This is a genomic window from Sphingomonas sp. OTU376 (assembly GCF_038440415.1).
GTDB classification, from domain to species: Bacteria; Pseudomonadota; Alphaproteobacteria; order Sphingomonadales; family Sphingomonadaceae; genus Sphingomonas; species Sphingomonas kyeonggiensis_A.
Window position 1 is genome coordinate 1 of record NZ_JASATQ010000017.1, and the last position, 26,366, is coordinate 26,366.

Annotated in this window: 22 protein-coding genes and 1 tRNA gene; 9 read left to right on the forward strand and 14 right to left on the reverse strand. The window is 67.3% G+C overall.

Translation table 11 applies throughout. From position 1 onward, the window contains the following. Positions 1-83: 83 nt before the first annotated feature. The 3 genes from AAHM44_RS09430 to pnuC all read right to left on the reverse strand — a co-directional run bounded on the left by AAHM44_RS09430 (position 84) and on the right by pnuC (position 3,694). Entirely contained in the window at positions 84-2,405 is a 2,322-nt protein-coding gene (locus tag AAHM44_RS09430; RefSeq protein ID WP_342249805.1) for a TonB-dependent receptor, read from the reverse strand. Between the two features lie 216 nt (positions 2,406-2,621). After that, the gene (locus AAHM44_RS09435; RefSeq protein ID WP_269576074.1) at positions 2,622-3,143 is read right to left on the reverse strand and encodes an ATP-binding protein; all 522 of its coding nucleotides are present in this window, start codon (positions 3,141-3,143) and stop codon (positions 2,622-2,624) included. Continuing rightward, positions 3,140-3,694: a nicotinamide riboside transporter PnuC gene (gene pnuC / locus AAHM44_RS09440; protein WP_342249806.1), complete on the reverse strand. Its 555-nt coding sequence runs from the start codon at positions 3,692-3,694 to the stop codon at positions 3,140-3,142. The genes AAHM44_RS09435 and pnuC overlap by 4 nt, the downstream gene beginning before the upstream one ends. Before the next feature lie 98 nt (positions 3,695-3,792). On the opposite strand from pnuC, the gene AAHM44_RS09445 reads away from it, so the two are divergent. From AAHM44_RS09445 to AAHM44_RS09455, 3 genes are all read left to right on the forward strand, one after another. Then, the gene (locus AAHM44_RS09445; RefSeq protein WP_269576076.1) at positions 3,793-5,088 is read left to right on the forward strand and encodes an FAD-dependent oxidoreductase; all 1,296 of its coding nucleotides are present in this window, start codon (positions 3,793-3,795) and stop codon (positions 5,086-5,088) included. A 77-nt stretch (positions 5,089-5,165) separates the two neighbouring features. Then, positions 5,166-5,242 (forward strand) — tRNA-Pro (locus tag AAHM44_RS09450). Positions 5,243-5,337: 95 nt separating this feature from the next. Continuing rightward, on the forward strand, positions 5,338-7,200 hold the full coding sequence (locus AAHM44_RS09455) for an ABC-F family ATP-binding cassette domain-containing protein (protein WP_342249807.1): 1,863 nt from the start codon (positions 5,338-5,340) through the stop codon (positions 7,198-7,200). A gap of 246 nt (positions 7,201-7,446) precedes the next feature. On the opposite strand, the gene pelA is transcribed toward AAHM44_RS09455, so the two are convergent. From pelA to AAHM44_RS09475, 4 genes are all read right to left on the reverse strand, one after another. Next, entirely contained in the window at positions 7,447-8,736 is a 1,290-nt protein-coding gene (gene pelA / locus AAHM44_RS09460; RefSeq protein ID WP_269576078.1) for a pectate lyase, read from the reverse strand. A gap of 234 nt (positions 8,737-8,970) precedes the next feature. Further along, on the reverse strand, positions 8,971-11,466 hold the full coding sequence (locus tag AAHM44_RS09465; RefSeq protein WP_342249808.1) for an FtsX-like permease family protein: 2,496 nt from the start codon (positions 11,464-11,466) through the stop codon (positions 8,971-8,973). A gap of 21 nt (positions 11,467-11,487) precedes the next feature. Further along, a complete protein-coding gene (locus tag AAHM44_RS09470) occupies positions 11,488-12,168 on the reverse strand; it encodes an ABC transporter ATP-binding protein (protein WP_269576080.1) in 681 nt (226 codons plus the stop codon). 20 nt (positions 12,169-12,188) lie between these two features. Then, on the reverse strand, positions 12,189-13,493 hold the full coding sequence (locus tag AAHM44_RS09475; protein WP_342249809.1) for an efflux RND transporter periplasmic adaptor subunit: 1,305 nt from the start codon (positions 13,491-13,493) through the stop codon (positions 12,189-12,191). A gap of 401 nt (positions 13,494-13,894) precedes the next feature. Here AAHM44_RS09475 and AAHM44_RS09480 point away from each other — a divergent pair, with 401 nt between their 5' ends. The 3 genes from AAHM44_RS09480 (at position 13,895) to AAHM44_RS09490 (ending at position 17,498) form a co-directional block, all read left to right on the forward strand. Then, entirely contained in the window at positions 13,895-15,295 is a 1,401-nt protein-coding gene (locus AAHM44_RS09480; protein ID WP_342249810.1) for a sigma-54-dependent transcriptional regulator, read from the forward strand. Then, positions 15,285-16,610 (forward strand): sensor histidine kinase, encoded by a 1,326-nt coding sequence (locus tag AAHM44_RS09485; RefSeq protein WP_342249811.1) that lies wholly within the window; start codon positions 15,285-15,287, stop codon positions 16,608-16,610. The genes AAHM44_RS09480 and AAHM44_RS09485 overlap by 11 nt, the downstream gene beginning before the upstream one ends. Before the next feature lie 78 nt (positions 16,611-16,688). Next, positions 16,689-17,498 carry a hypothetical protein gene (locus AAHM44_RS09490; RefSeq protein ID WP_342249812.1) on the forward strand — a complete coding sequence of 270 codons (810 nt, stop codon included), beginning with the start codon at positions 16,689-16,691 and terminating at the stop codon, positions 17,496-17,498. 47 nt (positions 17,499-17,545) lie between these two features. On the opposite strand, the gene AAHM44_RS09495 is transcribed toward AAHM44_RS09490, so the two are convergent. From AAHM44_RS09495 to AAHM44_RS09505, 3 genes are all read right to left on the reverse strand, one after another. After that, complete coding sequence (locus AAHM44_RS09495; RefSeq protein ID WP_342249813.1) at positions 17,546-18,421, reverse strand: general secretion pathway protein GspK; 876 nt, start codon at positions 18,419-18,421, stop codon at positions 17,546-17,548. After that, a complete protein-coding gene (locus tag AAHM44_RS09500; protein WP_342249814.1) occupies positions 18,418-18,990 on the reverse strand; it encodes a PulJ/GspJ family protein in 573 nt (190 codons plus the stop codon). Before AAHM44_RS09500 ends, AAHM44_RS09495 begins: the two co-directional genes overlap by 4 nt. 76 nt (positions 18,991-19,066) lie before the next feature. Continuing rightward, entirely contained in the window at positions 19,067-20,107 is a 1,041-nt protein-coding gene (locus AAHM44_RS09505; RefSeq protein WP_342249815.1) for a penicillin-binding protein activator, read from the reverse strand. An 89-nt stretch (positions 20,108-20,196) separates the two neighbouring features. On the opposite strand from AAHM44_RS09505, the gene gspN reads away from it, so the two are divergent. Further along, entirely contained in the window at positions 20,197-20,823 is a 627-nt protein-coding gene (gene gspN, locus AAHM44_RS09510) for a type II secretion system protein N (protein WP_342249848.1), read from the forward strand. A 47-nt stretch (positions 20,824-20,870) separates the two neighbouring features. On the opposite strand, the gene AAHM44_RS09515 is transcribed toward gspN, so the two are convergent. The 4 genes from AAHM44_RS09515 to gspL form a co-directional block, all read right to left on the reverse strand. Beyond that, on the reverse strand, positions 20,871-22,097 hold the full coding sequence (locus AAHM44_RS09515) for a type II secretion system F family protein (protein ID WP_342249816.1): 1,227 nt from the start codon (positions 22,095-22,097) through the stop codon (positions 20,871-20,873). Between the two features lie 121 nt (positions 22,098-22,218). After that, complete coding sequence (gene gspE / locus AAHM44_RS09520) at positions 22,219-23,694, reverse strand: type II secretion system ATPase GspE (protein ID WP_446745979.1); 1,476 nt, start codon at positions 23,692-23,694, stop codon at positions 22,219-22,221. A 5-nt stretch (positions 23,695-23,699) separates the two neighbouring features. After that, on the reverse strand, positions 23,700-24,197 hold the full coding sequence (gene gspM, locus AAHM44_RS09525) for a type II secretion system protein GspM (protein WP_342249818.1): 498 nt from the start codon (positions 24,195-24,197) through the stop codon (positions 23,700-23,702). Then, positions 24,194-25,213 carry a type II secretion system protein GspL gene (gene gspL / locus AAHM44_RS09530; protein WP_342249819.1) on the reverse strand — a complete coding sequence of 340 codons (1,020 nt, stop codon included), beginning with the start codon at positions 25,211-25,213 and terminating at the stop codon, positions 24,194-24,196. Before gspL ends, gspM begins: the two co-directional genes overlap by 4 nt. 195 nt (positions 25,214-25,408) lie before the next feature. Here gspL and gspG point away from each other — a divergent pair, with 195 nt between their 5' ends. Both gspG and AAHM44_RS09540 read left to right on the forward strand, forming a co-directional pair. After that, the gene (gene gspG, locus AAHM44_RS09535) at positions 25,409-25,846 is read left to right on the forward strand and encodes a type II secretion system major pseudopilin GspG (protein ID WP_342249820.1); all 438 of its coding nucleotides are present in this window, start codon (positions 25,409-25,411) and stop codon (positions 25,844-25,846) included. Positions 25,847-25,851: 5 nt separating this feature from the next. Further along, positions 25,852-26,334 carry a prepilin-type N-terminal cleavage/methylation domain-containing protein gene (locus AAHM44_RS09540; protein WP_269576095.1) on the forward strand — a complete coding sequence of 161 codons (483 nt, stop codon included), beginning with the start codon at positions 25,852-25,854 and terminating at the stop codon, positions 26,332-26,334. The last annotated feature ends 32 nt before the right edge of the window (positions 26,335-26,366 follow it).

The following is a 26,366-nucleotide window of genomic DNA, read 5'->3' on the forward strand; positions in this document are numbered from 1 at the left end:
CCCACTAAAAAAAAAAAACCGCCGGGGGGGGGGCCCCCCCCCCCCCCCGCCCCCCCGACTGACTGGCCGAAAGCAAAGGGGGCTTAGCGGGTCCGACCGGTCAGCGAGATGCCGATGACGCGCGGCTCGTTGAGCACGGCGGCCATGTAGTTCTCGATCACGCCCTTGAGGTTCTTCTCGTTCGTGATGTTGCGGGCGAAGGCAGCGATTTCCCAGGTGCCGTTGCCGCCCTGGTAGCCGAGCTTCAGGCCGCCCTCGAAGTTGCCGTCCGAGTAGAACTCGTCGGTCTTGTAGAGGACGTAGTTGGTGTAGCCCTGCAGGTTCCAGTCGGTCGAGATGAAGAACTTGCCGCTGTCGCTCACCGGCACGTCGTAGCGGGCGGTGAGGTTCAGGTTATACTCCGGCGCGTTCGGCAGCGGGTTGCCGTCGATCTGCGCGAAATAGGCGTTGGCGCCGAACACGGTGCGGGTCACGTACGGATCCTTGACCGTGCAGACCAGCACGCCGTTGAGGGCACAGGCCTGGGCATAGACGCGCTTGTCCTTGATCTCGCTGTGCAGCCAGCTTGCGCCGGCGGTCAGCGTGAAGTTGCGCACCGGGCGCAGCGTCAGATCGGCTTCGACGCCATAGGCTTCGGCCTTGTCGGCGTTGAACAGCACGCCGTTGCCATTCGAGTCATTGCCGTTCAGCTGGATGTCGTCGACGGTGTAGTAGAAGCCGGTCAGGTTGAACCGCACCCGGTTGTCGAACAGGCTCGACTTGAAGCCGCCCTCATACGACACGATCGTCTCCGACTTCGCGGTGGTGAAGTCCGAGTTGAACACCGCCGAGCGACCCTGGATGGTCGGGCCGCGGAAGCCGCGGGCGACACGGGCATAGAGGCTCAGATCGTCGCTGACCTCATAGAGCGCGCTCACGTCCCAGCTGGGCTGGGTGTCCGACATGCGGACGTGGCGGCGACCCGGATAGGTCACGGCGCCGGCCGCGGTGTCGGCGGTCTTGAGCAGGTCGGTGGTCTTGGTGTCCTCGGTCACGCGCACGCCGGCGGTGAGGCGGAACTTCGGGGTCACCTGGTAGCTGGCCTGGCCAAACAGCGCCCAGCTGGTGTTGACGTCGTGCAGGCGCACCCAGTTGTTGGGGTTGCGGGCCGCGGTGTTGAGGAACCAGGCGCGCTGGTAGAACTCGGTGATGTCGCGGCTATCGAAGTACATGCCGCCGATCTGCCACTTGAACGGACCGTCGCCGTTGCTGGCGAGGCGCACTTCCTGGGTCCACTGATCGAGATCCGCGAGGCGGCCCATCGACTGGCCATAGCCGTTCGCAACGCCGCCGACCGGGAAGTCCGCCGCCGCGCCACCATCGGTGTCGCCGCGGCTGTAGCCCGACGAGGTCTCATAGGCGGTGATCGAGGTCAGCGTGACGCCTCCCAGATCGAAGCTGTTGTTCCACGACATGCCGTAGGTGTCATAGTCCTGCGGATTGTCCATCGCCTCGTCGAAGCGGACCGTGGTGCGCGAGACGTTGCTGACGTCGTTCGAGCCCTTCTTCAGCGCCTGGCGCAGGAACAGGGTCGAGGTGCCGTTATAGTTGCGCATGTGCGCCGAGAAGAGCGAGGTCCAGTCGGCGGTCGGCTCGACCAGCAGCTGCACGCGCACGTCGCGCTCGTCGAAGCCGCCCATCGCGTTCTTGCGCGGGGTCTTCGTGCCGTCGGCGCTCGGGCCGGCATAGGCATTGTCGACATAGTCGTCGCGGTGCTGGAACAGGCCCGACACGCGGATCGCGACATTGTCGGCCAGCGGGCCGCCGATGCCGGCGTCGAGGCTCACGCTGCCATAGCTGCCATAGCTCGCCGTGCCGCGCGCATCGAAGCGATCGAGCGTCGGGCGGACGGTGTCGAACTTGACGATACCGGCAGTGGTGTTGCGGCCGAACAGCGAACCCTGCGGGCCACGCAGCACTTCGACGTGATCGAGGTCATAGACCGGGTTCGACTTGAGCACGACATGCTCGAGCACCACATCGTCCTGGATGATCGACACGGGCTGCGAGGCGCCCAGGTAGAAGTCGATATTGCCGAGGCCACGGATGTAGAAGCGCGGGAAGATGCGGCCGGTGGTCGTCTCGGCGTAGAAGCTCGGCACCTTGCCCGAAAGCGAGAGCAGCGTGTCGTCGCCGGCGGCGGTGAAGTCACGCGCGTCCTGGCCGCCGATCACCGCGACCGAGACCGGGGTGTTCTGCAGCGTTTCCGGGCGGCGCTCGGCGGTGACGACGATCTCGGTGGTCGCTTCGTCTTCGACGGCGGCGGCGGGAGCCGTGGCGTCCTGCGCCTGGGCGGTGCCGCCAAGGACGAGCGCGCCGAATGCCGCGCCCAGGAAAAGAGCAGACTTGGTGATGCCAGTCTTCATGAGATTGTTCCCTGCTGTGCGTCCAACGCGCAGCAGCGGCCACGTCCCCGATCGGAGTCGTGCCGTCGTCGCGCCGGACATTTCTCGTTATCGAGGGGCTTGCCTGCCCCTTCCGAGGCGGCGGTTAGGATTGGATTGTGTACGAACTGTGACAATCATCTACGATTTTTCGCAACTGCAGCATTCGTGCAACGCAATCGCAGATACGCCGGGAAATCAGCCTGCCTGAACGGCCTCGATCGCGGCGATGGCCTTGGCGTAGCGCTCCTCGTCCTGACCCGAGACCAGCGCCCAGCGCACCCCGCGCCGCTCCAGCTCGGCCTTGCTCAGCTCGAAGAATTTCCGCCGCAGCTCCTCGGTGCCGAACATGCGGGTGCCGTCGGGGCGCCAGGGCATGTCGATATCGAACAACAGGTAGAAATCGGCGGTGCCCTGCCACTCGTCGAACCAGGGATCCCGCTCGCCGAACAGCATGTCCGCCCACACCGCCGTCATCAGCGGATCGGTGTCGAGGATCAGCGGCGTCATCCCGGCCGCGAGGAGGGTGCGGGTGCCGGCGTCGTGCGTCTTGGCGATCTCGAGCAGGTCGCGCATCGTGAACGCGATACCGCGCGCCTCGGCATATTCGCGGCCATATTCGTCCACCACCTCGCCGCCGAGATACTCGGCGATGCGCGGCGCCAGCGTCGACTTGCCGGTGCTCTCGGGCCCGTGGAGACAGATGGTGCGCAGCTTCATTTTCTTGCCCTCAGCCAATCGACCAACCCCCACCCGGACAGAACCAGGAACACGCCATAGAGCCCGGCGGTGAGCCACAGTCCCTTCACGGCGAACAAAGGGACAGCCAGTAAATCTACAAGGATCCAGAGGACCCAGCATTCCCAGTTGCGCCGCGACTGGAGGATTTGCGCGGCGATGCTGAGCACCGCGATGCTGCCGTCCCACCAGGGCCAGGCCGCGTCGGTCAGCCGGTGCATCATGGCGCCCCAGAGCGCGATCACGACGGCCGCGCCGATCGCCCAGCCGCCGCGCGCCGGCCAGCCCAAGGTCTCGACCACGACTTCGCCGCTTTCCCCGCGCGAACGGGCCCAGTTCCGCCAGCCATAGAGATTGACCGCGAAGAAGAAGAGCTGGAGCAGCGAGTCGCTGTAAAGCTTCTCGTGGAAGAAGATCCACGCATAGAGCGCGACCATCGCCAGCGCGAACGGGTAGTTCCAGATGCTGCGCCGGACGACCAGCACGATGTTGATCAGGCCCAGCAGGCTGGCAGTCGCTTCGATCGGGCTCACGGTTACGGCCTAGCAACAAGTTGCGCCCGACGTCGAGAGGCTTGCCCTCCCCCCGCTTGCCGCTACGGTAAGCGCCTAGATCGCGGGAGGAGAGGCCCATGCGTCATGTCGCGGTGATCGGTTCCGGGCCGGCAGGCTATTACACTGCCGAAGCCTGCCAGAAGGTATTTGGCGACCAGGTTCGGGTCGACATCCTCGATCGCATGCCGGTGCCCTTCGGGCTGATCCGCACCGGCGTTGCCCCCGATCACCAGTCGATCAAGGGCGTCTCCCGCCGGTACGAGGCGGTGGCGCTGACCGACAATGTGCGCTTCGTCGGCAATGTCACCATCGGCAAGGACGTGTCGATCGACGAGCTGCGCGAGCTGTACGACGCGGTCGTCCTCGCCACCGGCGCGCCGCACGACCGCAAGCTGGAGATACCGGGAGCGGAGCTGCCGGGCGTGACCGGATCGGCGGCGTTCGTCGGCTGGTATAACGGCCATCCCGACTATGCGGGCCTCAATCCGCCGCTCGACGGGCCAGCCGTGGTGATCGGCAACGGCAATGTCGCGCTCGATGTCGCCCGCGTGCTCGCCAAGGCCGAGGACGAGCTGGAGGCGTCGGACGTCGTCGCCCATGCGCTCGATTCGCTGCACGGCTCCAAGGTGCACAGCATCACCCTGCTCGGCCGCCGCGGGCCGCACCAGATCGCGATGACCCCCAAGGAACTGGGCGAGCTGGGCGAACTGGGCCACGCCACGCCGGTGGTCGACCCGGCCGATTTCCCGCCGGTGGAGGAGGACGGCGCACTCGATCCCGGCCAGCGGAAGTCGGTCGGCCATCTGCGCCGATTCGCGCTGGGCATGCCAGACAAGCCGATTCGCATCGTCTTCGATTTCTTCGCCATGCCGATCGCGATCGAGGGCGACGGCAAGGTCGAGCGGGTGATCGTCGAACGCACCGCGCTGGGCCTGGACGGCAGCGCGCACGGCACGGGCGAGACCTATGCCATCCCCGCCAGCCTGGTGGTGAGCTGCATCGGCTATCGCACCCCGCCGATCGAGGGCGTGCCCTATGACGACAAGTCCGGGCGATTCGCGAATATCGACGGGCGGGTGCTGCCCGGCCTCTATGCGGTGGGCTGGGCGCGGCGCGGCCCGACGGGGACGATCGGCACCAACCGCCCGGACGGCTTCCACATCGCCGAGAAGATCGCCGAGGACATCGGCGAGGGTGCGGGCAAGCCCGGCCGCCCCGGCCTGGATGCCCTGCTGGAGGCGCGAACGGTGGAGCCGGTGACCTTCCGCGACTGGCTGAAGATCGACGCCGCGGAGATCGCCGCGGCCCGCATCGGGGCCCCCCGCGAGAAGTTCGTTTCGGTCGATGCGATGATGGACGCGCGGAAAAGCTGATTCAGTGGCTTGCGTGACTCAAATAGCGTGGTTATAGGCGCCCCCTCGCAGTCGGGGTTCGCCCCGGAGGCGCCGGTCGGGGAATAGCTCAGCCTGGTAGAGCACTGTCTTCGGGAGGCAGGGGCCGGAGGTTCGAATCCTCTTTCCCCGACCATTTTAATTCCCGCTAAATCAGCACTTTAAGCGAAGTGACCACCAGGGGTCACGGAGCGCTTGGGTGCGCCTTCATCTGCTGCTAGGCGCCCGCGCATGCTTTCCTTCCGCGACATCACCATCCGGCTTGGCGGCCGTGCGATCATCGAGAACGCTTCTGCGGCGATCCCGCCCCGCGCCCGCGTCGGTTTCATCGGCCGCAACGGCGCCGGCAAATCGACGCTGATGAAGGCGATCGCCGGGATGATCGAGACCGACAACGGCTCGGTTGACATCCCGCGCCAGGCCCGGTTCGGCTATCTTCGCCAGGACGCGCCGAGCGGCCAGACCAGCGCCTTCGACACCGTGCTCGAAGCCGATGTCGAACGTGCCGCGCTGCTGCTCGAGGCCGAGACGCAGGACGATCCCGACCGGCTGGGGCATATCTACGAACGGCTCGACCAGATCGACGCCTATGAGGCCCCTGCCCGCGCCGGACGGATCCTGAAGGGCCTGGGCTTCGACGACGCGATGCAGGCGCGGCCGATGGACAGCTTCTCGGGCGGCTGGCGGATGCGCGTGGCGCTCGCCTCGCTGCTGTTCCTCAACCCCGACATCCTGCTGCTCGACGAGCCGAGCAACCACCTCGACCTCGAAGCGGTGATGTGGCTCGAGGGCTTCCTGCGCGCCTATCGCGGGACGATCCTGCTGATCAGCCATGAGCGCGACCTGCTCAACAATGTCGCCGACCATATCCTCCACCTCGATCGCGGCCAGACCACGCTCTATGTCGGCGGCTATGACGCGTTCGAGCGGCAGCGGGCCGAGCGGATGGCGCAGCAGGCGGCGGCGCGCGAGAAGCAGGTCGCCGAGCGCGAGAAGCTGCAGGCGTTCGTCGATCGCTGGCGGGCCAAGGCGAGCAAGGCCAAGCAGGCGCAGAGCCGCGTCAAGGCGCTGGAGCGGATGCAGCCGATCGCGGCGGTGGCCGAGGATCCGAGCATGCGCTTCGACTTCCCCAATCCACAGGGCCTGCGCCCGCCGCTGCTGACGCTCGACCATGCCGCGGTCGGCTATGAGGAAGGCAAGCCGATCCTGTCGCGGCTGGGGCTGCGGCTCGATCCCGACGACCGGATCGCGCTGCTCGGCCGCAACGGCAACGGCAAGACCACGCTCGCCCGGATGATCGCCGGCGAGCTGCCGGTGATGGCCGGCGAGATGACCACCGCCACCAAACTGACGGTCGGCTATTTCACCCAGTACCAGGTCGAGGAGCTCGATCCCGACGCCACGCCGGTGGAGACGATGGGCCGGGTGATGAAGGCCGCGACGCCGGTGCAAGTGCGCAACCAGCTGGGCCGCTTCGGTTTTTCGGGCGACAAGGCGCTGACCAAGGTCGGCAAGCTTTCGGGCGGCGAGCGCGCGCGACTGGCGCTGGCGCTGGTCACCCATAACGCCCCGCACCTGCTGATCCTCGACGAACCGACCAACCACCTGGACGTCGACACTCGCGAGGCGCTGGTCCAGGCGCTCGCCGAGTTCAAGGGCGCCGTGGTGCTGGTCAGCCACGACCGGCACATGCTCGAACTGGTCGCCGACCGGCTGTTCCTAGTCGATGGCGGCACCGCCCGCGAATATGATGGGACGATCGAGGACTATGCGGCCTTCGTCGTCTCGGGCAAGCCGGTGCCCGGCAGCCCCGGCGCGTCGGGCGACAAGAAGGAAGAGCGACGCGCCGCCGCCCAGGCGCGCGAAGCCTCGACCGGGTTGCGCAAGGCGGTGAGCGACGCCGAGGATGCCATCGCCAAGGCACAGAAATCGCTGGCGGAAATCGACACGGCACTGGCCGGCAAGCCGCCCAAATGGCTCAAGACGCTGTCGATGGGCGACCTGATGAAGCGGCGCGGCGAGGTCGAGGCGCAGCTGGAAGAGGCCGAGGCGACCTGGCTGCGGGCAACCGAGACGCTGGAATCGGCGAACTAGACACTTCCAGTCGCCGATGTTGGCAAAGGTTGCGCGCCGCGCGGTGTTGCGCGCGCGGTTTTCGATATGGTTCGCGGTGTGCGGACGCGGTGCATCTGCATACGCTTCCATGCGCGAATGTTTGCGCGGGTTCCCTGACGGTTCAAAGAGCGGCCCTTGCGGGACGCTGGAACATTAGCGGAACATGCGCGTGTAGGACAGGTAATTCGTCACCCCGGCGAAAGCCGGGGTGACGGATCGTCCCCGTTACTTCTTCGCCACCCATTTGTCGTAGGTCGCCAGGGCCTTGGCCGGGCCGTTATTGTACCAGCTATAGCCGTTGCGGCGCTCGGCGCTGAGTTCGTTCACATCCGTATGGATCGTACGGTCCCGGTCGCCGAAGATGGGCTTGCCGGTCTGGATATCATAGTAGCGCGACCAGATCGGGCCGGCGCCGGGCCTGGCGACGAGCTTGCGGCCGTCCGGCCCCTTTTCGAACACGAAGCCCTGAATCGCGTGCGCCTTCAGCCAGTTGACCCCGTCCGCCACCGCCGCGTCGACCGAGGGCGAGCGCCCCGCCTGCTTCATCAGGAAGACCAGGAGGTCGGCGCTCTCATCCGAGGACAGTGCGACTGGTTCGAAGTTCCGGGCGCCCGCCGGCGCCAGGGTGAGCGCGTCATGCTGCTGGCCCCACACCGTGCGCTTGCCGTCGATAACCACCTGAGTCTTGAGAATCAGCTGGATCGCCTTGTTGCAGGCAGCTTTGGCTTCCAGAGCGAGCTGGTCCGATACAAAGGCGTAATCGCCCTGGTGGCGCGCCACCTCGGCCAGCACGCCCACCACCGACGAGAGCGCATCGTCGTTGAAAGTGAGCGCATCGTGATATCCGCCCTGGAGCGGATAGACCTGGGGCCAGCCGCCATTGGGAAACTGGGCGTTCAGCAGGTAGCGTATGCCCTTGAGGAAGCTCTCGCGATAGGCATTGCCCTCGGCGCCCGGCGCGGCGGCCTGGGCGCGGGCGAGGAAGCGCAGCTCGGTGGTGGTGGCGTTGTTGTCGATCGTGCCGACATAGCTCCAATTCTCGTCCGACATGTCGGACTTCGCATTGGCCGGCAGCTTCTCGATCGGCACATAATGCTCGCCGCGCGCGCGGACCGGGCCGGTGCGATCGACATTCTTGCCCCAGCCGCCGGCAGGCGTCTGGAAGCTGACGATATTGTCGGCGACATGGCGCGCATCGGCACCCGCATACCAGCCGGCCGGCTTGTCGAGCGGCATGCCGCTGCCGCCCGAAGGACCGGTGGGCGGCGATACGGGCGTGGGCAAGGTGCCGTCGGCGCGCTCGGCTGCGAGCGCGGCCTTATCGGCCTCCATCAGCCCGACCGACTTGTCGAGATAGACGTTCCAGGCGCGCTGCTGGCCGATCGGCAGCGTCGCGATCCGCGCATGCGTGATCGGCTCGGCCGGCGTCATCTTGCCGATTACTTCGACCGCGGCATATGCCACCGGTGTCATCGCTGCAGCTGCGAACAGAGCGATCTTTGCGATACGAATCATGTCCCCTCCCGATTTTGGTATTGGGCGGAGGATAGCGCGCTGTGGGTTTGGGTAAATCCCCCTCCGTCATCCCGGCGAAAGCCGGGATCTCGTGCGGCTCCTTCCTTGCGCCTTCGCCTGAGATCCCGGCTTTCGCCGGGATGACGCCTGGGTGGTGTCCGGGGACGGAGTCCAACGAAAAACGGGCGAGGGGTTGCCCCCTCGCCCGCCCTTCATGACCCCGAACTGACGCGCCTACTCGTAGCGCAGGGCATGAACCGGATTGGTGCGCGCCACGCGGATGGCGTGGGCACCGATGGTGAGCACCGCGATCGCCAGCGCGAGCAGGCTGGCGCCGATGAACGGCACCGGAGTGAGCGAAATGCGGGCATCGAAGGCGTTGAGGAACTCGCGCATCAGCCACCAAGCCACCGGCCAGGCGATGATGTTGGCGATCACCACCGGGCGGGTGAACTGCCAGACGAGCAGCCGGGCGATGTCGCTGGTGCGCGCGCCCAGCACCTTGCGGATGCCGATCTCCTTGGTCCGCCGCTCCGCCGTGAAGGCAGCCAGACCGAACAGGCCGAGACAGCCGATCACCACCGCGAGGATCGCGAACATGCCGAACATCTGCGCCCGGGCATCGAGCTTCTCATAGGCACGGGCGATGATGTCGTCGGCCAGCGTGGCATCGAAGGGCAGATCGGGGGCGTAGCGGCGCCAGACCTGCTCGATGCCCGCGCGGACCGTGCGCGGATCGCCGTGGAAGCGCGCGACCAACCAGTTCACATTATGCTTGTCGAGCAGGTACATGGTCGGCTCGATCGCGGCACGGACGGTGCGGAAGCGGACATCGGCGACGACACCGATGATGGTGAGGTTCATCATCCCCCCATATTCGTCCTTCACGCCGTAGCGGATCGTCTTGCCGATCGCGTCCTGAGCGGTCTTGAAGCCGAGGCGCTTCACGCCGCTCTCGTTGATGACGATATGCCCGCCGCGCGCGACCAGCGCCCGCTCGGCCGCCGGATCCTCCGGCACCGGGGTGGTCATGTCGTCGGCGGGCCGCTCGTCGAACACCCGGCCCGCAATGGTGCGGATCTGCATGGTGGGGAAGAAGCCGGCATCGACGCCGTAGATGCCCATATCCACGGGATCCTCGCGCCCCGGCACGACCACGCCGGTGGTGGAGGACTGGCCAGTGATGACGCCGATCATCGTGCGGCCACTGGATTCCACGCCGGGGACCTGCGCGATCGCGCGGGTGAGCGCATCGGCCTGGGGCTCGAGGATGCGGGAGCCGACACCGGCGAGCTGGATCAGGCCAGCACGCTTGTATCCCGGATCGAGCGAGCGCGCGTAGACATTCTGGGCATAGATCACCGCGGTGCAGATGATCAGGCCGATTGAGACGGCGAACTGGATCACCACCAGCGCGCTGCGCAGCCGGCCGGAGCCTTCCGCGTCGGACGCCGACTTGTTCGCCTTGAGCACACGGGCCGGCTGGAAGCGGGAGAGATAGAAGGCCGGATAGAGGCCACCCGCCGCGCCGACGAGCAGCACCAGGCCGATCATCGGCAGGATCAGCCCGCCATGACCGAAATAATGCAGCTCGAGATCGGCATCGAGGAAGTTGCCGAACCAGGGCAGCGCGATCTCGACCACCGCCAGCGCGAGCAACATCGCGATCGTGGCGAGCAGCACCGATTCACCGAGGAACTGGGCCATCAGCTGCCGGCGCGTGGCGCCGAGGACCTTGCGCAGCGCCACTTCGCGGGCGCGCTGGCTGGCGCGGGCAGTGGCGAGGTTGGTGAAGTTGATGCAGGCCATGGCAAGGATCAGCAGCGCGATCACCGCGAAGGTGGCGATAGTCTGCACGTCGTTGCCCGGCGCCATCCCGGAACCGGTGGCACGGCCGAGATGCACATCGGGTGCCGCGACCAGGGCAAAGGTGCGCTCGTCACCGGCATTTACCTTCTTGCCGTTGAAGGTCTCGTCCGGGATGTTGCGCTTTTCCCAGGCGTCCATCTGGTTGTTGAGCGTGGCGACATCGGTGCCCGGGCGCAGCTTCACATAGACCCAGCCCGAGGTCCAACCCCAGCTGGTGAGATAGCCATTGTCTTCCGGGAACATGCTGGGGAAGTCGGCACGGGCGAACATCTTGCCGGTCAGGTGCGACTTCTTCGGGACGTCCTTGAACACGCCGGTGATGCGATAATCGTCCTTCCGCCCGGCGGTGAGCAGCGTCACCGTGCGGCCGACGACATTCTTCGTGCCGAAGATCCGGACCGCTTCCGACTCGCTCATCACCACGGTGCCCGGGCGCGAGAGCGCCTTGCTGTCGCCCTGGGCCATCGGCAGCGCGATCGTGTCGAGGAAGGCACTGTCGACCAGTCGCCCGTCATCGACGACCGTTGCCTGGCCATCCTTGATCAGGGTGAGCGGCGGGCCGCCCATATAGGTGGCGCTCTCGATCTGCGGGAAATCCTTGAGCAGCGCCGCCTTGGTCACATAGGGCGCGCCCTGGTTCTGGAACTTGTCGCCGTTGGTCTTGCTCTCATAATAGACCTGGAGCTGATAGGTGCGCTTCGCATCGGGCAGCCAGTCGTCATAGCTGCGCTCATACTGGACGTAGAGCAGGATCAGCAGGCAGGCGGCCAGGCCGATCGCCAGCCCGAACAGGTTGATGAAGGCATAGGTGCGGTTCTTCGCGAGCGCGCGCAGGCCGACCGTCAGATAATTGCGCCACATGGGCTTTCTCCCCCTTTTCGATCAGGCCGCGCGGCGGCGTTCCTGGAGGACGCGGCCGTCGAGCATCGAGACGATGCGGCCGGCATAATCGGCATGCGCGGGCGAGTGGGTGACCATCACGATCGTCGAGCCCTCGGCATTCAGCGTCTGCAGCATGTGCATCACTTCCTCGCCATGCTGGGTGTCGAGATTGCCGGTCGGCTCGTCCGCCAGGATCAGCTTCGGGCTGGCGACGAGCGCGCGGGCGACGGCGACGCGCTGCTGCTGGCCGCCCGAGAGCTGGCTGGGGCGATGCTTGGCGCGGTGGGCGATGCCGGTACGGTCCATCACCTCGTCCACCCGGCGCTTCCGCTCGGCGGCGGGGACGTTGTGATAGAGCAGGGCGAGCTCGACATTGTCGCGGACGCTCAGCTCGTCGACCAGATTGAAGCTCTGGAAGATGAAGCCGATATTCTCCTTGCGGACATCGGCGAGCTTGCTCTCGGAGAGCCCCGCGACTTCCTGGCCGTTGAACAGATAGGATCCCGAGGACGGGCTATCGAGCATGCCGATCATGTTGAGCAGGGTCGACTTGCCGCAGCCCGAGGGGCCCATGATCGCGACGAACTCGCCCTGGGCGATTTCGAGGTCGATCGCGTCGAGCGCCGTCGTCTGCACCGTGTCGGTGCGGTAGACCTTGGAGAGTTCGCGCATCTGCAGCATCGGATTCCCTTTCTGGTTCGTCATTTGGTGAGGTCCAGGCGCGTCTTGTCGGTGAGGCCGGTATAGGGCGAGGTGATCACCCGCTCGCCGGGTTCGAGGCCGTCGAGCACCTCGATGAAATCGCTGTTGCGGCGGCCGAGGCGGACGTTGCGCTTCTCCGCGCTGCCGCCGCCGGGGGCGACCACGAACACCCAGGCGCCGCCGGTATCGCTGTAGAAGGCCCCGTTGGGGATCAGCAGCGCCGGGGCGGAATCGCCGAGCGTGAGGCGGGCCTGCATCGTCTGGCCGCGCTGGAGCTGGGGCGGTTCGCCGTCGGTGAACTGGAGATCGACCTGGAACTGGCCGTTCTGCACCTGGGGATAGATCTTGGTGACCTTCGCGCCGTAGCGCTTGCCGTTCCAGTCGAGCGCCGCCTTCTGGCCGATCTGGACGCGACCGAGATAGAATTCGTCGACGCCGGCGATCAGCTTGTTGCGGCCGGGGCTGTCGATCTGGCCGACGCGCTCGCCACGGCCGAGCGACTGGCCGACCTGGACCGAGAAGCCCGAGAGCTGGCCGGCGACCGGCGCGCGCAGCTGGAGCGCATCGAGATTGGCGCGGGCGATGGCGAGGCCGGACTGCATCGACTTCGCCGCCTGTTGCTGCTGGGTGAGCTGGCTGCCCTGGAGACGGGCATCGGTGCTCTGGCTGCGCTTGAGGGCCGCCAAGTTGCGCTGGCTCAGTTCGTAATCGGCCTCGGTATCGGCGAACTGCTTGCCCGAGACGAAGCCCTTGTCGGCGAGCGGCTTTTCGCGCTCATATTGGCGGCGGGCCTTCTCATAGGCGGTCTGTGCGGCGAGCACGGCGCGCTCGTTGGAAAGCTGGGTCTGGGCCAGCGACAGCTCCTGGCTGCGCATGTTGTTGATCTGCTGCTCGACTTCGGTCTGGCGGGCGAGCGTGGAGAGCTGGAGCTCGGCGTTCGACAGCAGCGCGATCGGCTGGCCGGCGGCGACGGTGGCGCCGTCCTCGACCAGCATCTTCTCGACCCGGCCGCCCTCGACCGCGTCGATATAGACGGTCAGCAGCGGCGTAACGCGGGCACGCAGCGGCATGAAATCGTCGAAGGTGCCGCGCGTGACATTGGAGATGGTCACGCGGTCCATCGTCACGGTCTGGCTGACGCCCGACGGGGCGAACCACCAGAAGGCAGCAGCGGCCAGCGCGGCGGCGACCACGCCGAGCGCGACCTTGAGGCGCGTGGAGAGCGCGCGCTTCTCGACCACCTGGTCCATCCCGCTGCCCGAGACGGCGCCCGCCTTTTCCTTCTGCATCCGTAGCACTGTCATGCCCCCAATCCTCGCAAGTGCCGTGCCAGCCCCGCTCCCTCGGGCCGAGGATCGGCGGCGGCGTGGCAAGTGTTCGATTTCGGACAGGCGCGTCCGGAATCGAACGCTATCCGTAACGATGTGATGCCGAGCCGAAGCACGGCATGGCCGCCGGCGCCGTCCATGCGGAGATCGATCCCCAGGGGTGCGCGGGGCAGGCACAGGAGGAGGATCGTCACCGCGATCACCGCTCCCTTGCGCATTCCCCCTGCCGACCGCTGCACGATTTTCCTCCGCCGGCGGATGCGCCGTTCATCCCAGTGTCAGCATGTCCCGTGCCAATTGCGCTTTCGGGGGGACCGTGGCTTGGCACGCAATTTGATTGTCCGGTTCCGCACAGTAACTGTACGGGAGTGGGCAGCATGGGCGATCCGGAATTCGATTTCTGCGTCGTGATCGACGACGACGACGATATCCTGATGGCGTCGCGGCTGTTGCTGCGGCGGCTGTTCAAGGATGTCGAGGCGGTGCGCAGCCCCGACGAGGCGCTGCCGCTGGTACAGGCGCGCACGCCCGACGCGGTGCTGCTCGACGCGAACTTCGCGCGCGGCGCTACGGACGCGAGCGAGGGACTGGCCTTTCTCGACAAGCTGCTCGCGGTCGATCCCGAAATGGTGGTGGTGATGATTACCGCGCATGGCGGGGTGCAGGTCGCGGTCTCGGCGATGAAGCGCGGGGCGACCGACTTCGTCTCCAAGCCCTGGTCGAACGAGAAATTGCTGGCGACCGTGCGCACCGCCGCTTCGCTGCGCCGCTCGCGCAAGGCGGTGAGCGGCGGGGCTGCCGCCCCTGCCCCGGCTGCGCAGGCGGGCGCCTCGCCCCTGCTCGGCGGTTCGCCCGCGATGGCGCGGGTGCATTCGCTGATCAGCCGCGCCGCGCCGACCGACGCGAATGTGCTGGTGCTTGGCGAGAACGGCACCGGCAAGGAGCTGGTCGCGCGCGAGCTGCACCGCCAGTCACTACGGGCGAACCAGGTGATGCTCACCGTCGACCTGGGCGCGGTGAGCGAGGAGCTGATCGACAGCGAACTCTTCGGCCATGTGAAGGGCGCCTTCACCGACGCGCGGACCGACCGGGTCGGCCGTATCCAGGCGGCGGACGGGGGCACGCTGTTCCTCGACGAGATCGGCAATCTGCCGCTGCGGCTGCAGCCCAAGCTGCTCACCGTGCTCGAGCAGCGCCAGGTGACACCGGTGGGCGCCAACAAGCCGGTGCCGGTCAATATCCGTGTGATCGCCGCGACCAACCTCCCACCCGAGAAGCTGCGCGACGAGAGCCATTTCCGGCAGGACCTGCTGTTCCGCCTCAACACGGTGGAGATCGACCTTCCGCCGCTGCGCGACCGCCGCGAGGACGTGCCGCAGCTGATCGAGCATTATCTCCAGCACTACGCCAGGCGCTATGGCCGGCCGGTGCCGCAGCTCAGCCCGGCGGCGCGGATGGCGCTGCTCGACCATGACTGGCCGGGCAATGTCCGCGCGCTGCGCCACGCGCTGGAGCGCGCTGTGATCCTGGCGCGCGAAGAGGCGCTGGAGCCCGAGGACTTCGCGCTGGTCCGCGCGATGCCGCGCGTCGTGCCCGCCACCGCGATCACCCCGCCCCGCCCGCCCGGGCCGAGCGACGACCTCAACCTCGAGCGCGTCGAACGCCGGTTGGTCGAGGAGGCGCTGAAGAAGCACGGCTATAATATCTCGCTGGCCGCCAACGAGCTCGGCCTGTCGCGCGCCGCGCTCTATCGCCGGATGGAGAAGCATGGGCTTTGACCGGCGCTTCACCCTGGGCCTGATCGCCTGGATCGCCGCGCTGGCCGCGGCGGTGACGGCGGCCGTGCTGAGCTTCCTCACCCCCGGGCTGGGCGCCGCGCGGATCGTCGCGCTGCTGCTGGTCGCGGGCGCGCTCTGGGGGATGTGGCGGCTGGTGTCGCGCACCAATGTCGCGCTCGCCCGCTTCGTCGAGGCGCTGCGCTTCGACGACACCTCGGCCCGCTTCGGCGGCACCCATGGCGGCGGATTCGAGGCGCTGGGCGCGGCGCTGGACGGGGCGATGGACCGGCTGCGCGAGCGCCAGATGGCGAGCGCGGCGGAGATGCGCTTCCTCGAGGCGCTGGTCGACGACATGCCGGTGGCGCTGCTGACCATCGACGGCGAAGGCCATGTCGACCCGGCCAACAAGGCGGCGCGGCGGCTGTTCCGCGGCGCGCCGGGCACGCGGGCGGAGGATTATGCCGTCTATGGCGCGACCCTAGCAAAGCGGCTGGCGGGCGGCGATGCGGCCGAGGAGATCCTGCTGCTGGCGATCGAGGGGCGGACGCAGCGCGTGCTGGTCCGCTCGGGTACGCTGGAGCGGCTCGGCCGCAGCATCCGCGCGGTGACGGTACAGCCGATCCAGGGGACGCTGGATGCCGTGGAAATGGCGGCGCAGACCGACCTGGTGCGCGTGCTGACGCATGAGATCCTCAACTCGCTGACCCCGGTGACCTCGCTGGCGGCGACGGCGGCGGACCTGCTCGACGATCCCGAACTGGCAGGCAACCCGCGGATCGGCGATGCGCGGGCGGCGGTCTCCACCCTCGCCCGGCGCGCGCATGGGCTGGGGCATTTCATCGAAGCCTATCGCGCGGTGGCGCACACGCCGGAGCTGCAGCGCCAGACCTTCGCCGCCCAGCCCTGGGCCGAGGAACTGGGCCGCATCTTCGCGGCACGCGAGCCCGAGGTGCCGCTGGATATCGAGGTGACTCCAGCGCGGCTGGCGCTGGAGGCCGATCCGGACCTGCTCGCCCAGGTGCTGATCAACCTGCTCCAGAACGCGGCGCAGGCGATGGCCGGCCAGGACCGCCCGCCCCGCCTCGCGCTGCGCCTCTTCGCCGACCGCGAGGCACTGGTGATCGAAGTGGAGGACAATGGCCCCGGCGTACCCGAAGGACTGCGCCAGGACGTGTTCCTGCCCTTCTTCACCACCCGCGCGACCGGGACGGGCGTGGGGCTGAACCTCGCGCGGCAGATCGTGGTGGCGCATGGCGGGAGCATCGATGTGGGCGATGCTGTGGGTGGCGGGGCGGTGTTCCGGATTTTGATTTAGGATAGGCTTATCAATCGCCTACCCTGTGTCGGCAGTGGTGTTGAGACAAGGTACATTCAGAGCTGATAGGAACCGTGGATGCACCAAATTGAAATGAGCTCGCGATGGGGCGCACAACTCGAGGGCTCGTGCGCCGACCTCAAAAAGGCGAGACGCTTTCTGAACGGTTCCATCCGAACACCAGCGTCTCATTTTGTGCTAATGTACGGCGATGTCCCCGTATTGGGGACGAGCAGATGGGACGAATACGAAAGCCCGGATGCCGTGTACCAATCAGCTGTCACCGAGTTGGCCACAATTCGCGCAATGATCGATCTCATAGAAGGCTGTGCCCAGCTAGAAGCTGGCACAATCTATGAGTTTCAGACCTCCACGAATGTCAGGATGTGGCGTAAAGTTAACGCTCAGGTGTTCATACCCGGCCCCGAAAAGCCTGCAGAGGATTTCGCCATTATGCTCGCACAGCTTCGCCACCGGCCGAAGATCGAGCAGATTTTGAACATCTTGGTTGCCGAACCCTCGTGGCCCGAAATCTATCGTGGGTACGAAGCGTTGAGGGACACATTTGGAAACGAGAACGGCCTCAAACGCATTTTCCCGAATGAATTTGCACGTATCGAGCGGCTGCGACGAACCGCTAATGAATACCGACATTTCGATGTCAAAGCCAAAACACCCGACCCAATGCCGTATCTTGAAGCCGTCGCTTATCTCAAAGAGTTAGTGAGGCGAGCAATTTCCACCATAGAGCCCTCACCATATACCGGGCCAAGAGAGTTAGAGATTTCGTTTTCGGAATATAATGCCCCCACCAACGGGGTCACTCACCTAAACAATCTGGTTCTCACCGAAGCCAACCACAATAAGATTCCCGTCGATCAACAATGAACCGGTAAATGGGTTTACCTGTAGTCCGCCGAAGCCCATTGACTGCCCTACCGCCCCGCCACAAACCCCGGCGCATCCGGCGGCACGCTTGCCCCGCGCCACCTCTCCACCACGCCCACCGCAATCTTGCCGTCCTGGCGCAGCACGCGCTGGATCAGCACCGCGGCCTGCTGGCTGGTGCTGCCGATCGTCGCGCGGGTGCGGACCCAGAAGGTGTTGGAGCGGAAGCCGGTGCCCCAGGGGAGCGACAGGTTTAGGTCGCCCAGGTCCTTGAGGGTGAGCTTGCCGTTGCGGGCGCGGATCTCGGCGAGGCGCTGGGCGGCGAGCGGGTCTCTGAACAGGACCTGCAGCATCTCGGGACCAGCTGCGTTGAGGTTGATCGCGGTGGTACCGGGCAGCGCCGTCACCAGTTGCTCGAGCCGCGCGGTCGCCTGGGGCTCGAGGCCGGCCATGCGCAGCGGGCGGATATCGGTGACGGGCCCATAGAGGCGGACATAGGTGACCGCCTTGACCACGTCCTCCGCCGACAGGCCGACATCCTTGGCAATCATCTGGAACAGCACGATCGCGCCGGCATCGCCGCCCCGCAGCATGTTGAGGTTGAAGCGCCCCTCGGCATCGGCGATCGCGAGATCGAAACTGCCGCCCTCGATCGGGGCGGCGCTTTCGGAGAGCTTCGCCCAGGGCTCGGTCTGGTTGTCCTCATTGGGGGCGGCAACCATGTCGCGGCGGAGGGCGACCACGGCGGAGAGCTCGCCGCCGCGGACAACGGCCAGGGCACGGGCCGCCTCGCGGGTGCGGAGGGCGCGATCGAGCGCGATTTCCTCGCGATTGATTAGCAATAGCACAAGTCCGGACGCGATCGCGACGAACATCAGCACGTTGACGAGGATCATCCCCGCTTCGTCTTCGCGGCGGCTCATGGCTTGGGATACTCCGCCTGATCGGGAAGCGTGACGACGCGGCGCAGCGCGCCCGGCGTGCCGCCCGGACCGGTCGCCTGGAGGGCGATCTCGATCGCGCGGGGCCATTTGTCCTTGTCTTCCTCGCGCATCGGCCAGCGCGGGCTCCAGGCGGTGCCGTCGAAGAAGCGCCAGCGGACATTGGCGACGCCGCCGATCACGGTCTGCACCATCGCGCCCGAGCCGCGGACGAGATTGCCGTTGGCGACCGAATATTGGAGCGGCACCGCCGGCCCGCCGAAACCGGGCGCGGCGCGGGTGAAGCTGAGCTTCTCGCCGCCGCCCTCGACGCGGCCGACCGAGATCTGGTCGATATCGCTCGACACGACGAACATCGCGCGCTGGAGGTCGGCGAGGCGATCGAGGCGCTTTTCGGTGCGCCCCTGGACCTTGATGATGCCGTCGACCAGCGCGAGGCCGGCGACGGCGATCAGCGCGAACAGGCCGAGCGAGATCATCAGCTCGATCAGGGTGAAGCCGGTTTCGCCCTCCCCTTCGTCGTCCCCGCGCAGGCGGGGATCCAGAGTCACGGGCGACGCCCTGCTTGACCCTGGCCCCCGGCTTTCGCCGGGGTGCTGGAGGAGGATGGTGCTGGCCACGACAATCCTAGGAACCCGAGCTCGACGCCACCGGGGTGTAACCGGTCGGGCCGGCGACGACGATCGCGAAGTCGCGGGCGACCGAGCCATCGGTGCGGAAGCGTACCGGGCCGGTAACGCCGTGGAAGCCCTTGGCGTCCATCAGCCCCTCGATGCCGAGGCGATTGTCGGCGCGCAGCGTGTTGGCGATGCCGGCGGCGTCATAGGCGAGCGCGGCGATCGTGCCGGGATCGCCGCCGTTGCGGGCCTGGAAGGCGCTGGCGAAGGTGCCGAAGGCGTTGGGATCCGGGCTGGCGAGCCAGGCGCCTTCGAGCGCGGCGAGCGCGGCCGGGCGGTTGTCGAGCCCTTGGAAGGTGCCGAGCAGCTGGATGCCGGTATCCTTGAGCGCACGGGCGGCGGCGAGGACGGTTTCGCCCGAGCCGGGAAGCAGCACCGCGTCGGGCGCTTCGCCCGGGCTGGGCAGCGGCTGGCCGGGCTTCACCTGAAGCACGGTGACGGTGATGCCGAGCTCGCCTTCGGCCTTGCCGGCAGCGAGCGCAGCGGCAGCGCTCCAGGGCGAGCCGTCATCGATCATCGTGACGGTCTTGATGCCGCGTGTGCGGGCATAGCGCAGGATCGCGGTGGTCACCTGCCCGGCGGTGATCCCGAAGATCCAGGTGCCGGGCGCGCGCAGCACGGAGTCGTTGCTGAACGCGATCACGGGGATGCGGCCGGCGATCGCGCTGGAGACGGCGGGGACTTCCTCCGCGCTGAGCGGGCCGAGGATCAGCGCGGGCTTGAGCTTGATCGCCTTGGCGGCCGCGGCAGCGGCACCGGCCGCGGTGCCGCCGGTGTCGAAGCTCTGCACATAGGCATTGTTTTCCGCGAGCAACGCCGCCTGCCGCATGCTAAGGCCCAGCCGCGCTCGCGGCCCCGTGAGCGGCAGCAGCAGGGCGATGGGGCGCTTGTCCTTCTTGTCCGCTGCGAAGACGACAGAGGGAAGCACGACCGATGCCGCTGACGCGACCAGCCCTGATTGCAGCGACTTCAGCAGGGACCGTCGATCCATTGCCGACTCTGGGAGGGGAAAGCGGGTCACGCCGGTCTATTATCCTCTTCGCCCTGATCGGCATAGGGGCGTATCTGCTCGCTTTGCTCGTGACGATGCCGGCGAGCGTGATCTTCCGGAACGCGCCGTGGCGTACCGGCGTGGCGGGCACGGTGTGGAACGGCGAAGTGGGTGTCGCGGGCGGCGCGACCTTCGCCTGGCACATGGCGCCACTACGCTCGCTGACCAGCCTGGCCTTTGCCGCCGACTGGAAGGCGACGGGGCCGGACACCGACCTGGGCGGGCAGATGCTCCAGCACCTCGGCGGACGGACGGTGCTCGACCATGTCAGCGGATCGGCAGATGCCAGCCTGTTCAAGGCGCTGCAGCCCAACCTGCCCTTCACCTGCAACCTGACGATGCAGGTGGAGATGCAGCGGATCGCGAGCGGTGGCGGGGCGCGGATGGCGGATGGCAAGATCACCACCGATCCGGGCAGCTGCCGGGCGAAGAGTGGCGGCGGACCGGTGGCGGTCCCTGCCCTGCTGATCACCGCCGAGCATGTCGGCGACCGCACGACGATCCGCGTCGCACCCTCGGCCCAGCGGATGAAGACGCTGATGACCGCGGTGCTCAGCGAGAGCGGCGCGCTGGAGATCTCGATGACTGCGGACGGTGCGGCGGTGCTGCCGTTCGTCGGGCTGCCCGCCGGGGTTACGGTGCAGGGGCAGATGTGACTCTACTGCTCCCCGGCGAAAGCCGGGGGAACAGCTAAGCAACTGGCTTAGAGCCCAACCAGGTTGTTGAGGTTGATGATCGGCAACAGGATCGCCAGCACCATCATCAGCACCAGCCCGCCCATCACCAGCAGCACCAGCGGCTCGACCAGCGCGACCAGGGTGGAGACGAGGGCGTCGAGCTCGCGCTGCAACTCGTCCGAGGCGCGGCCGAGCGCGGGGGCGAGCTTGCCCGAGCTTTCGCCCGAGGCGACGATCGCGACGAGCATCGAGGGGAAGACCCCCGCCTCGCTCATCGCGGCGCGCAGGCTGATGCCTTCCCGCACCCGGGTAGCGACGCCGATCGCCTTTTCGCGGACCCAGCGATTGGGCGTGACCGCGGCGGCGGCATGGAGCGCATCGACCAGCGGCACCGCACTGCCGACCAGCGTGGCGAGGCTGCCGGCGAAGCGGGCGGCACTAAGCTGGCGGCTGAACCGGCGGAACGGGCGCTTCTCCGAGAAGAAGCGATCGATGCGCAGGCGGTTGGCAGGCACGCGGGCCCAACGGAAGAAGACCAGCGCCGCCACGGCGATGCCGAGCAGCAGGTAGAGCCCGAAATTCTGGAGGAACCAGCTGACCGCGATCAACGCCCGGGTGAGGAAGGGCAGTTCGGCGCCGCGCGAGACGAACACCTTTACGATGTCCGGCACGATATAGACGAGCAGCAGCGCCATCATGCCGATCGACACCAAAGCCAACAGCGCGGGGTACATCAGGGCGAGCTGGAGCTTCTGGCCGTTCGCCTGGCGGTTCTCGACGAACTCGGCGAGGTGGTTGAGCACGTCGGGCAGCTTGCCCGAGGCCTCGCCCGCCGCGACCGAGGCGCGGTAGAATTCGGGGAAGGCCTTGGGATGCTGGGCCAGCGCGGCGGCGAAGCTGCGGCCGTCGAGGATCGCGGCGCGGACGTCGAGCAGGAGCGAGCTGGTCGCGGCCTGTTCGGACTGGGTGGCGACGAGGCGTAGTGACTCCTCGATCGCGATGTCAGAGCCTACCAAAGTCGCGATCTGGCGGGTGACGGTAGCCAGCGCCTTGGACGACAGACCGGCGCGGCGGAAACGGGGAAGCTGGATGCTGCCGAGGCTGGCGCCCTTCTCCGCTGCGACCTCGACCGAGAGCGGCAACAGCGCCTGCTCGCGAAGCATTGCGCGTGCGGCGGAGGGACTGGAGGCTTCGATGATGCCCTTCCGGGCGGCGCCGGTCTTGTCAGCCGCGCGATAGGCGTAAGCAGGCACTAGCGCTGCCTCGAATTACGCTGTTCCACGGCGAAAGCCGAAGCGCAGAGCCAAGCAGCATGTCGCGTGCAACCCTGGGCCCCGGCTTTCGCCGGGGAACAGATATTTGCTGGGACCGTGGTCACCCTTCGTCCCTCACCACCCGCGCGACTTCCTCGACGGTGGTCACACCGGCCTTCACCTTGGCGATGCCGTCGTCGAGCAGGCTGGGGTTCTCCTTGCGGGCATGGGCTTCGAGCTCGGCTTCGGAGGCGCCGTCGTGGATGAGCTTCTGGAACTTCTCGTCCACGGCGACGACTTCGTAGAGGCCGGCGCGGCCGCGATAGCCCTCGTCATGACACTCAGCGCAGCCGACCGCGCGCCAGACCTTCTTGCCGGGCTTGAGTGCGCCGCCGAGCAGGAGCGAATCCGCCTCGGTCGCCTCGTCGAGCCGAGCGCAGCTCGGGCAGAGCTTGCGGACGAGGCGCTGGGCGCAGAGGCCGACGACCATCGGAGCGAGAAGGTAACGCTCGACGCCCATGTCGATCAGACGGGTGACCGAGCCGACCGCGCTGTTGGTGTGGAGCGTCGAGAGCACGAAATGGCCGGTCATCGACGAGCGGACGGCGACCTGGGCGGTCTCCTGGTCGCGGATCTCGCCGACCATGATGACATCGGGATCCTGGCGCAGGATCGCGCGCAATCCCCGCGCGAAGGTCATGTCGGTGCGCGGATTGACCTGGGTCTGGCCGATGCCGGCCAGCTCATATTCGATCGGATCCTCGACCGTCATGATGTTGCGCTTGCGGTCGTTGAGCTTGTTGAGCGCTGCGTAGAGCGTGGTCGTCTTGCCCGAGCCGGTGGGGCCGGTGACGAGCAGCATGCCGTGCGGGCGCTCGAGCAGGCGGGTGAAGACACCCCGGTCGCGCTCGCTCATGCCGAGCACTTCCATGTCGAGGCGCAGCGAGCCCTTTTCGAGCAGACGCATCACCACGCGCTCGCCATGCTGGGTCGGGATGGTCGAGACGCGGGCGTCCACGTCATGGCCGCCGATGCGCAGCGTCACGCGGCCGTCCTGCGGGATTCGGCGCTCGGCGATGTCGAGCTTGGCCATCACCTTGATGCGGCTGACCAGCAGCGGCGCGAGCGCGCGCGGCGGCTCGATCATGTCGCGCAGCACGCCATCGATGCGGAAGCGGACGACGAGGCGCTTTTCCTGCGTCTCAATATGCACGTCCGAGGCGCCTTCGCGCACGGCCTCGAGCAGCAGCGCATTGATCAGGCGGATGACGGGGGCGTCGTCGCGGGTGTCGAGCAGGTCGTCGACCGAGGCAGCACTGTCGGCGAGTGCGGCAAGGTCCATGTCGCCCAGATCGATATCGGCGGCGGCACCGGCACCCGAATAGGCGGCGCTGAGCGCGGCGTCGAACGCCTCGTCGGGCAAGGTGACAAAGCGCGCGGCGGGCGCGAGGCGCTGGACCTCGAGCAGGCCGTCCAATGCGGCGGACACCTTGTGGGCGCATTCCAGCCCGGCATCGGTGACGCGCAGGAGCACGCCGTTGCGGCGCGCGAAACTGTAGGGCAGCGAGGCGGGCGCGTCTTCGGTCAAGATCAGCATCTCGTTCATGCGCCGAAATCCACGGTGGCGCTGACCCGACCAGGGGTAGCAGTGCGCTGGATGTCCACCCGCTTGATCCGCAGGCTGGAGGTTGCCGAGAGATCGGCGAGCCAGGCCATGACGCTGTCATAGCTGCCATCGGCGATCGTTGCACGGGCACCGCCGGTGACGGGTGCGACCGTGGCGGTAAGGCCGAAGCTGCCGGTCGAACCGTTGATCACGTCTGCCGGCGAGCCCTGCCGGCGCTGGGGTTGGCCCGAGGAGAGCGTGCCCGCGGCGCGGATGCGCGCGGTGAGCGTCTCATAGGTGCGGATATCCTGCAGCGCCGAGGCGCGGGCAGACTGGAGCGGCTTGATGATGCCGAAGACCAGCACCAGCGCGGCGAGGAACAGCGCGAGGCCGGTGAGCATGACCTGCTCGCGGCGACTGCGGCCGCTCCACCAGCCATCGAAGCGGATCAGCGCGGCGTCGAGCACCGGCATGCGGGCGAGAATCAGTCTCATGCGGCACTCGCCGTAATACGGATCGCGCCTTCGGGCGAGCGCACGACCTGGGCCCCTACCCCGGCGCCCTTGAGCGCGGACTCGATCTGACCCTGCAAGCCGATATCGGGCGAAGCTTCGAGATCGAGGGTGAGCAGCCTGCCCTCGAATGTCATAGCGCGGACGGTGAGAGCGCCGGAGAGCGGACCGAGCGCACCCGAGACGCGGTTGACCAGCGGCAGGAAGAGCTGCGGCACCTGGCCGCCGCCGGTGGGCAGCAGGCCGGTGATCGAATTGGCGAGATCGTCGCCCAGTGCGATGCCAGGCGCCGCGACCAGCGCGGCTGCTCGGGTCTCCGCCTCGCGCCGATCGGCGATACTGCGCAGCATTATCACGTCACCGAGCGCAATCACGACATGCGCGGCGGCACCGATCGCGGCGACCCAGGCGAATTTCCGCCAGAGGCTCGATCCGGCGACCTTGCGGACCGCATAGGCGCCCTGGCGCAGGTTGAGCGCGGCGACCGCGGCACCGGCGGCGGGGCCGAAAGCAGCGGCGTCGAGCGCAGCCGAGCCCTTCTGCATGTCGTCGGGCAGCGGCTCGCCATAGCTGATGATGCCCGGGCGATCGGCGGCTTCCCAGGCTGGGCGCAGCAGCGGCGCGGGGACTTCGAAACCGGTGCCATCGGCATCGCGCACCGCGGCACGGCCGCCGGACTGCGAAACCGCCCAGCCCTCGGCCGGGCGCGGCAGGGTTAGCACGTCGGGCACCATCGCGGCATGGCCGATCCCGGCTTCCTCGGCCTGGGCGACCCAGCGGGCCATCACGTCATGGCGGACGATCCCGACCAGATAGCGGCCGGGCGCGATCTGCTCGCCGAGCGCGATGTGCACCGAATCGACCGGCTCGGCGATTCGGTCCTCGATTGCGAAGGGCAGCGCCGCGACGCGGCGGGCATGGCTGGGCAGCGGCAGGTCCACCGCGAGCAGGCGCACCTGGCCGGTGGGGACGAGAATGGTTGCGGGCCAATCGCGCACGGTTATTATCAGGCGGTCACCCGCCAGCGTCCACACACCTGCGGCGGAGGGAATATTTGGGTCGGGCGCACCCGTGGCGTTTGGGCTCATTGTCACATTTGCTTCATGGGCAGGACGCATGGGGCGGGGATGCGCATAGTTTTGAAACAGTTCCATGACATCGCACCTGGGGTGCGTACTCACATTGCACCTAAGGTGCAGGACCGCAAGCACGCCGTGCCCGAGGGCGAGGCCGGTTTGACACTCATCGAAATGATGATCGTGCTGGTGATTATTGCGATCGTGGCGGGGCTTGTCGCGATGAACGTGATGGGCCGCCCGGACGAGGCAAAGGCGACCGCCACCAAGAGCAACATCGCCGCCATATCCGGCGCGCTCAAGATGTACCGGCTCGACAATGGCGACTATCCCACCACCCAGCAGGGGCTGAAGGCGCTGGTCGAGAAGACCACGACGCCGCCGCTGCCGGCGACCTTCCCGCAGGGCGGCTATCTCTCCGCCCCCGCGCTCGATGCCTGGGGCAAGCCCTATGAGTACAGCTCGGAAGGCGGCGCCTTCACGATTCGCTCGCTCGGCAAGGACGGCAAGGTGGGCGGCGAAGGCGTGGACGCCGACATCGAAGGCAAGGGCTGATCCCCATGCGGGGGGCCGACATCACTGGACGTCCCTCCGAGACGGGCATGACGCTCGTCGAGATGCTCGTGGTGCTGGCCATCATCGGCGTGATGGCGGGCGCGGTGGCGCTCGGCATGGGCTCGGTTACCCGCGCGCCGAGCGTGGAGACCGAGGCGCGGCGGCTGGCGACCATGCTCCAGTCGGCGGCGGACGATGCGATGCTCGGCGACCGGACCGTCGCCTTCACCGTGCGCAAGGACGGCTATGGCTTCGCGGTGATGAACCGCGACGGCGGAATCGTGCCAAGGACGGACAAGGCGTTCGGCTTCCATCAGCTGCCTGGCGGCATGGTGATGACGCTGAGCGTCAAGCCACCGGTGGTGCTCGGCGTAGATGGCGCGGGCAAGCCGATGCAGGCGGTGATCGAGAGCGGGCAGCGGAAGTGGACGGTCGTCTATGACGGAATGACCGTGCGTGCGTTTCCAGCGACGGGATTGAAGTTGTGAAGGTTGCGCTGCCTCCCCTAGCGGAACACGCA

What these genes read in the sequence shown, in the direction of transcription:
- AAHM44_RS09430 (WP_342249805.1), bottom strand. Translation starts at nt 2,405, where the DNA reads ATGAAGACTGGCATCACCAAGTCTGCTCTTTTCCTGGGCGCGGCATTC.
- AAHM44_RS09435 (WP_269576074.1), bottom strand. Translation starts at nt 3,143, where the DNA reads ATGAAGCTGCGCACCATCTGTCTCCACGGGCCCGAGAGCACCGGCAAG.
- AAHM44_RS09445 (WP_269576076.1), top strand. Translation starts at nt 3,793, where the DNA reads ATGCGTCATGTCGCGGTGATCGGTTCCGGGCCGGCAGGCTATTACACT.
- AAHM44_RS09455 (WP_342249807.1), top strand. Translation starts at nt 5,338, where the DNA reads ATGCTTTCCTTCCGCGACATCACCATCCGGCTTGGCGGCCGTGCGATC.
- pelA (WP_269576078.1), bottom strand. Translation starts at nt 8,736, where the DNA reads ATGATTCGTATCGCAAAGATCGCTCTGTTCGCAGCTGCAGCGATGACA.
- AAHM44_RS09465 (WP_342249808.1), bottom strand. Translation starts at nt 11,466, where the DNA reads ATGTGGCGCAATTATCTGACGGTCGGCCTGCGCGCGCTCGCGAAGAAC.
- AAHM44_RS09470 (WP_269576080.1), bottom strand. Translation starts at nt 12,168, where the DNA reads ATGCTGCAGATGCGCGAACTCTCCAAGGTCTACCGCACCGACACGGTG.
- AAHM44_RS09475 (WP_342249809.1), bottom strand. Translation starts at nt 13,493, where the DNA reads ATGACAGTGCTACGGATGCAGAAGGAAAAGGCGGGCGCCGTCTCGGGC.
- AAHM44_RS09480 (WP_342249810.1), top strand. Translation starts at nt 13,895, where the DNA reads ATGGGCGATCCGGAATTCGATTTCTGCGTCGTGATCGACGACGACGAC.
- AAHM44_RS09485 (WP_342249811.1), top strand. Translation starts at nt 15,285, where the DNA reads ATGGGCTTTGACCGGCGCTTCACCCTGGGCCTGATCGCCTGGATCGCC.
- AAHM44_RS09490 (WP_342249812.1), top strand. Translation starts at nt 16,689, where the DNA reads ATGCACCAAATTGAAATGAGCTCGCGATGGGGCGCACAACTCGAGGGC.
- AAHM44_RS09495 (WP_342249813.1), bottom strand. Translation starts at nt 18,421, where the DNA reads ATGAGCCGCCGCGAAGACGAAGCGGGGATGATCCTCGTCAACGTGCTG.
- AAHM44_RS09505 (WP_342249815.1), bottom strand. Translation starts at nt 20,107, where the DNA reads ATGGATCGACGGTCCCTGCTGAAGTCGCTGCAATCAGGGCTGGTCGCG.
- gspE (WP_446745979.1), bottom strand. Translation starts at nt 23,694, where the DNA reads ATGCTGATCTTGACCGAAGACGCGCCCGCCTCGCTGCCCTACAGTTTC.
- gspM (WP_342249818.1), bottom strand. Translation starts at nt 24,197, where the DNA reads ATGAGACTGATTCTCGCCCGCATGCCGGTGCTCGACGCCGCGCTGATC.
- AAHM44_RS09540 (WP_269576095.1), top strand. Translation starts at nt 25,852, where the DNA reads ATGCGGGGGGCCGACATCACTGGACGTCCCTCCGAGACGGGCATGACG.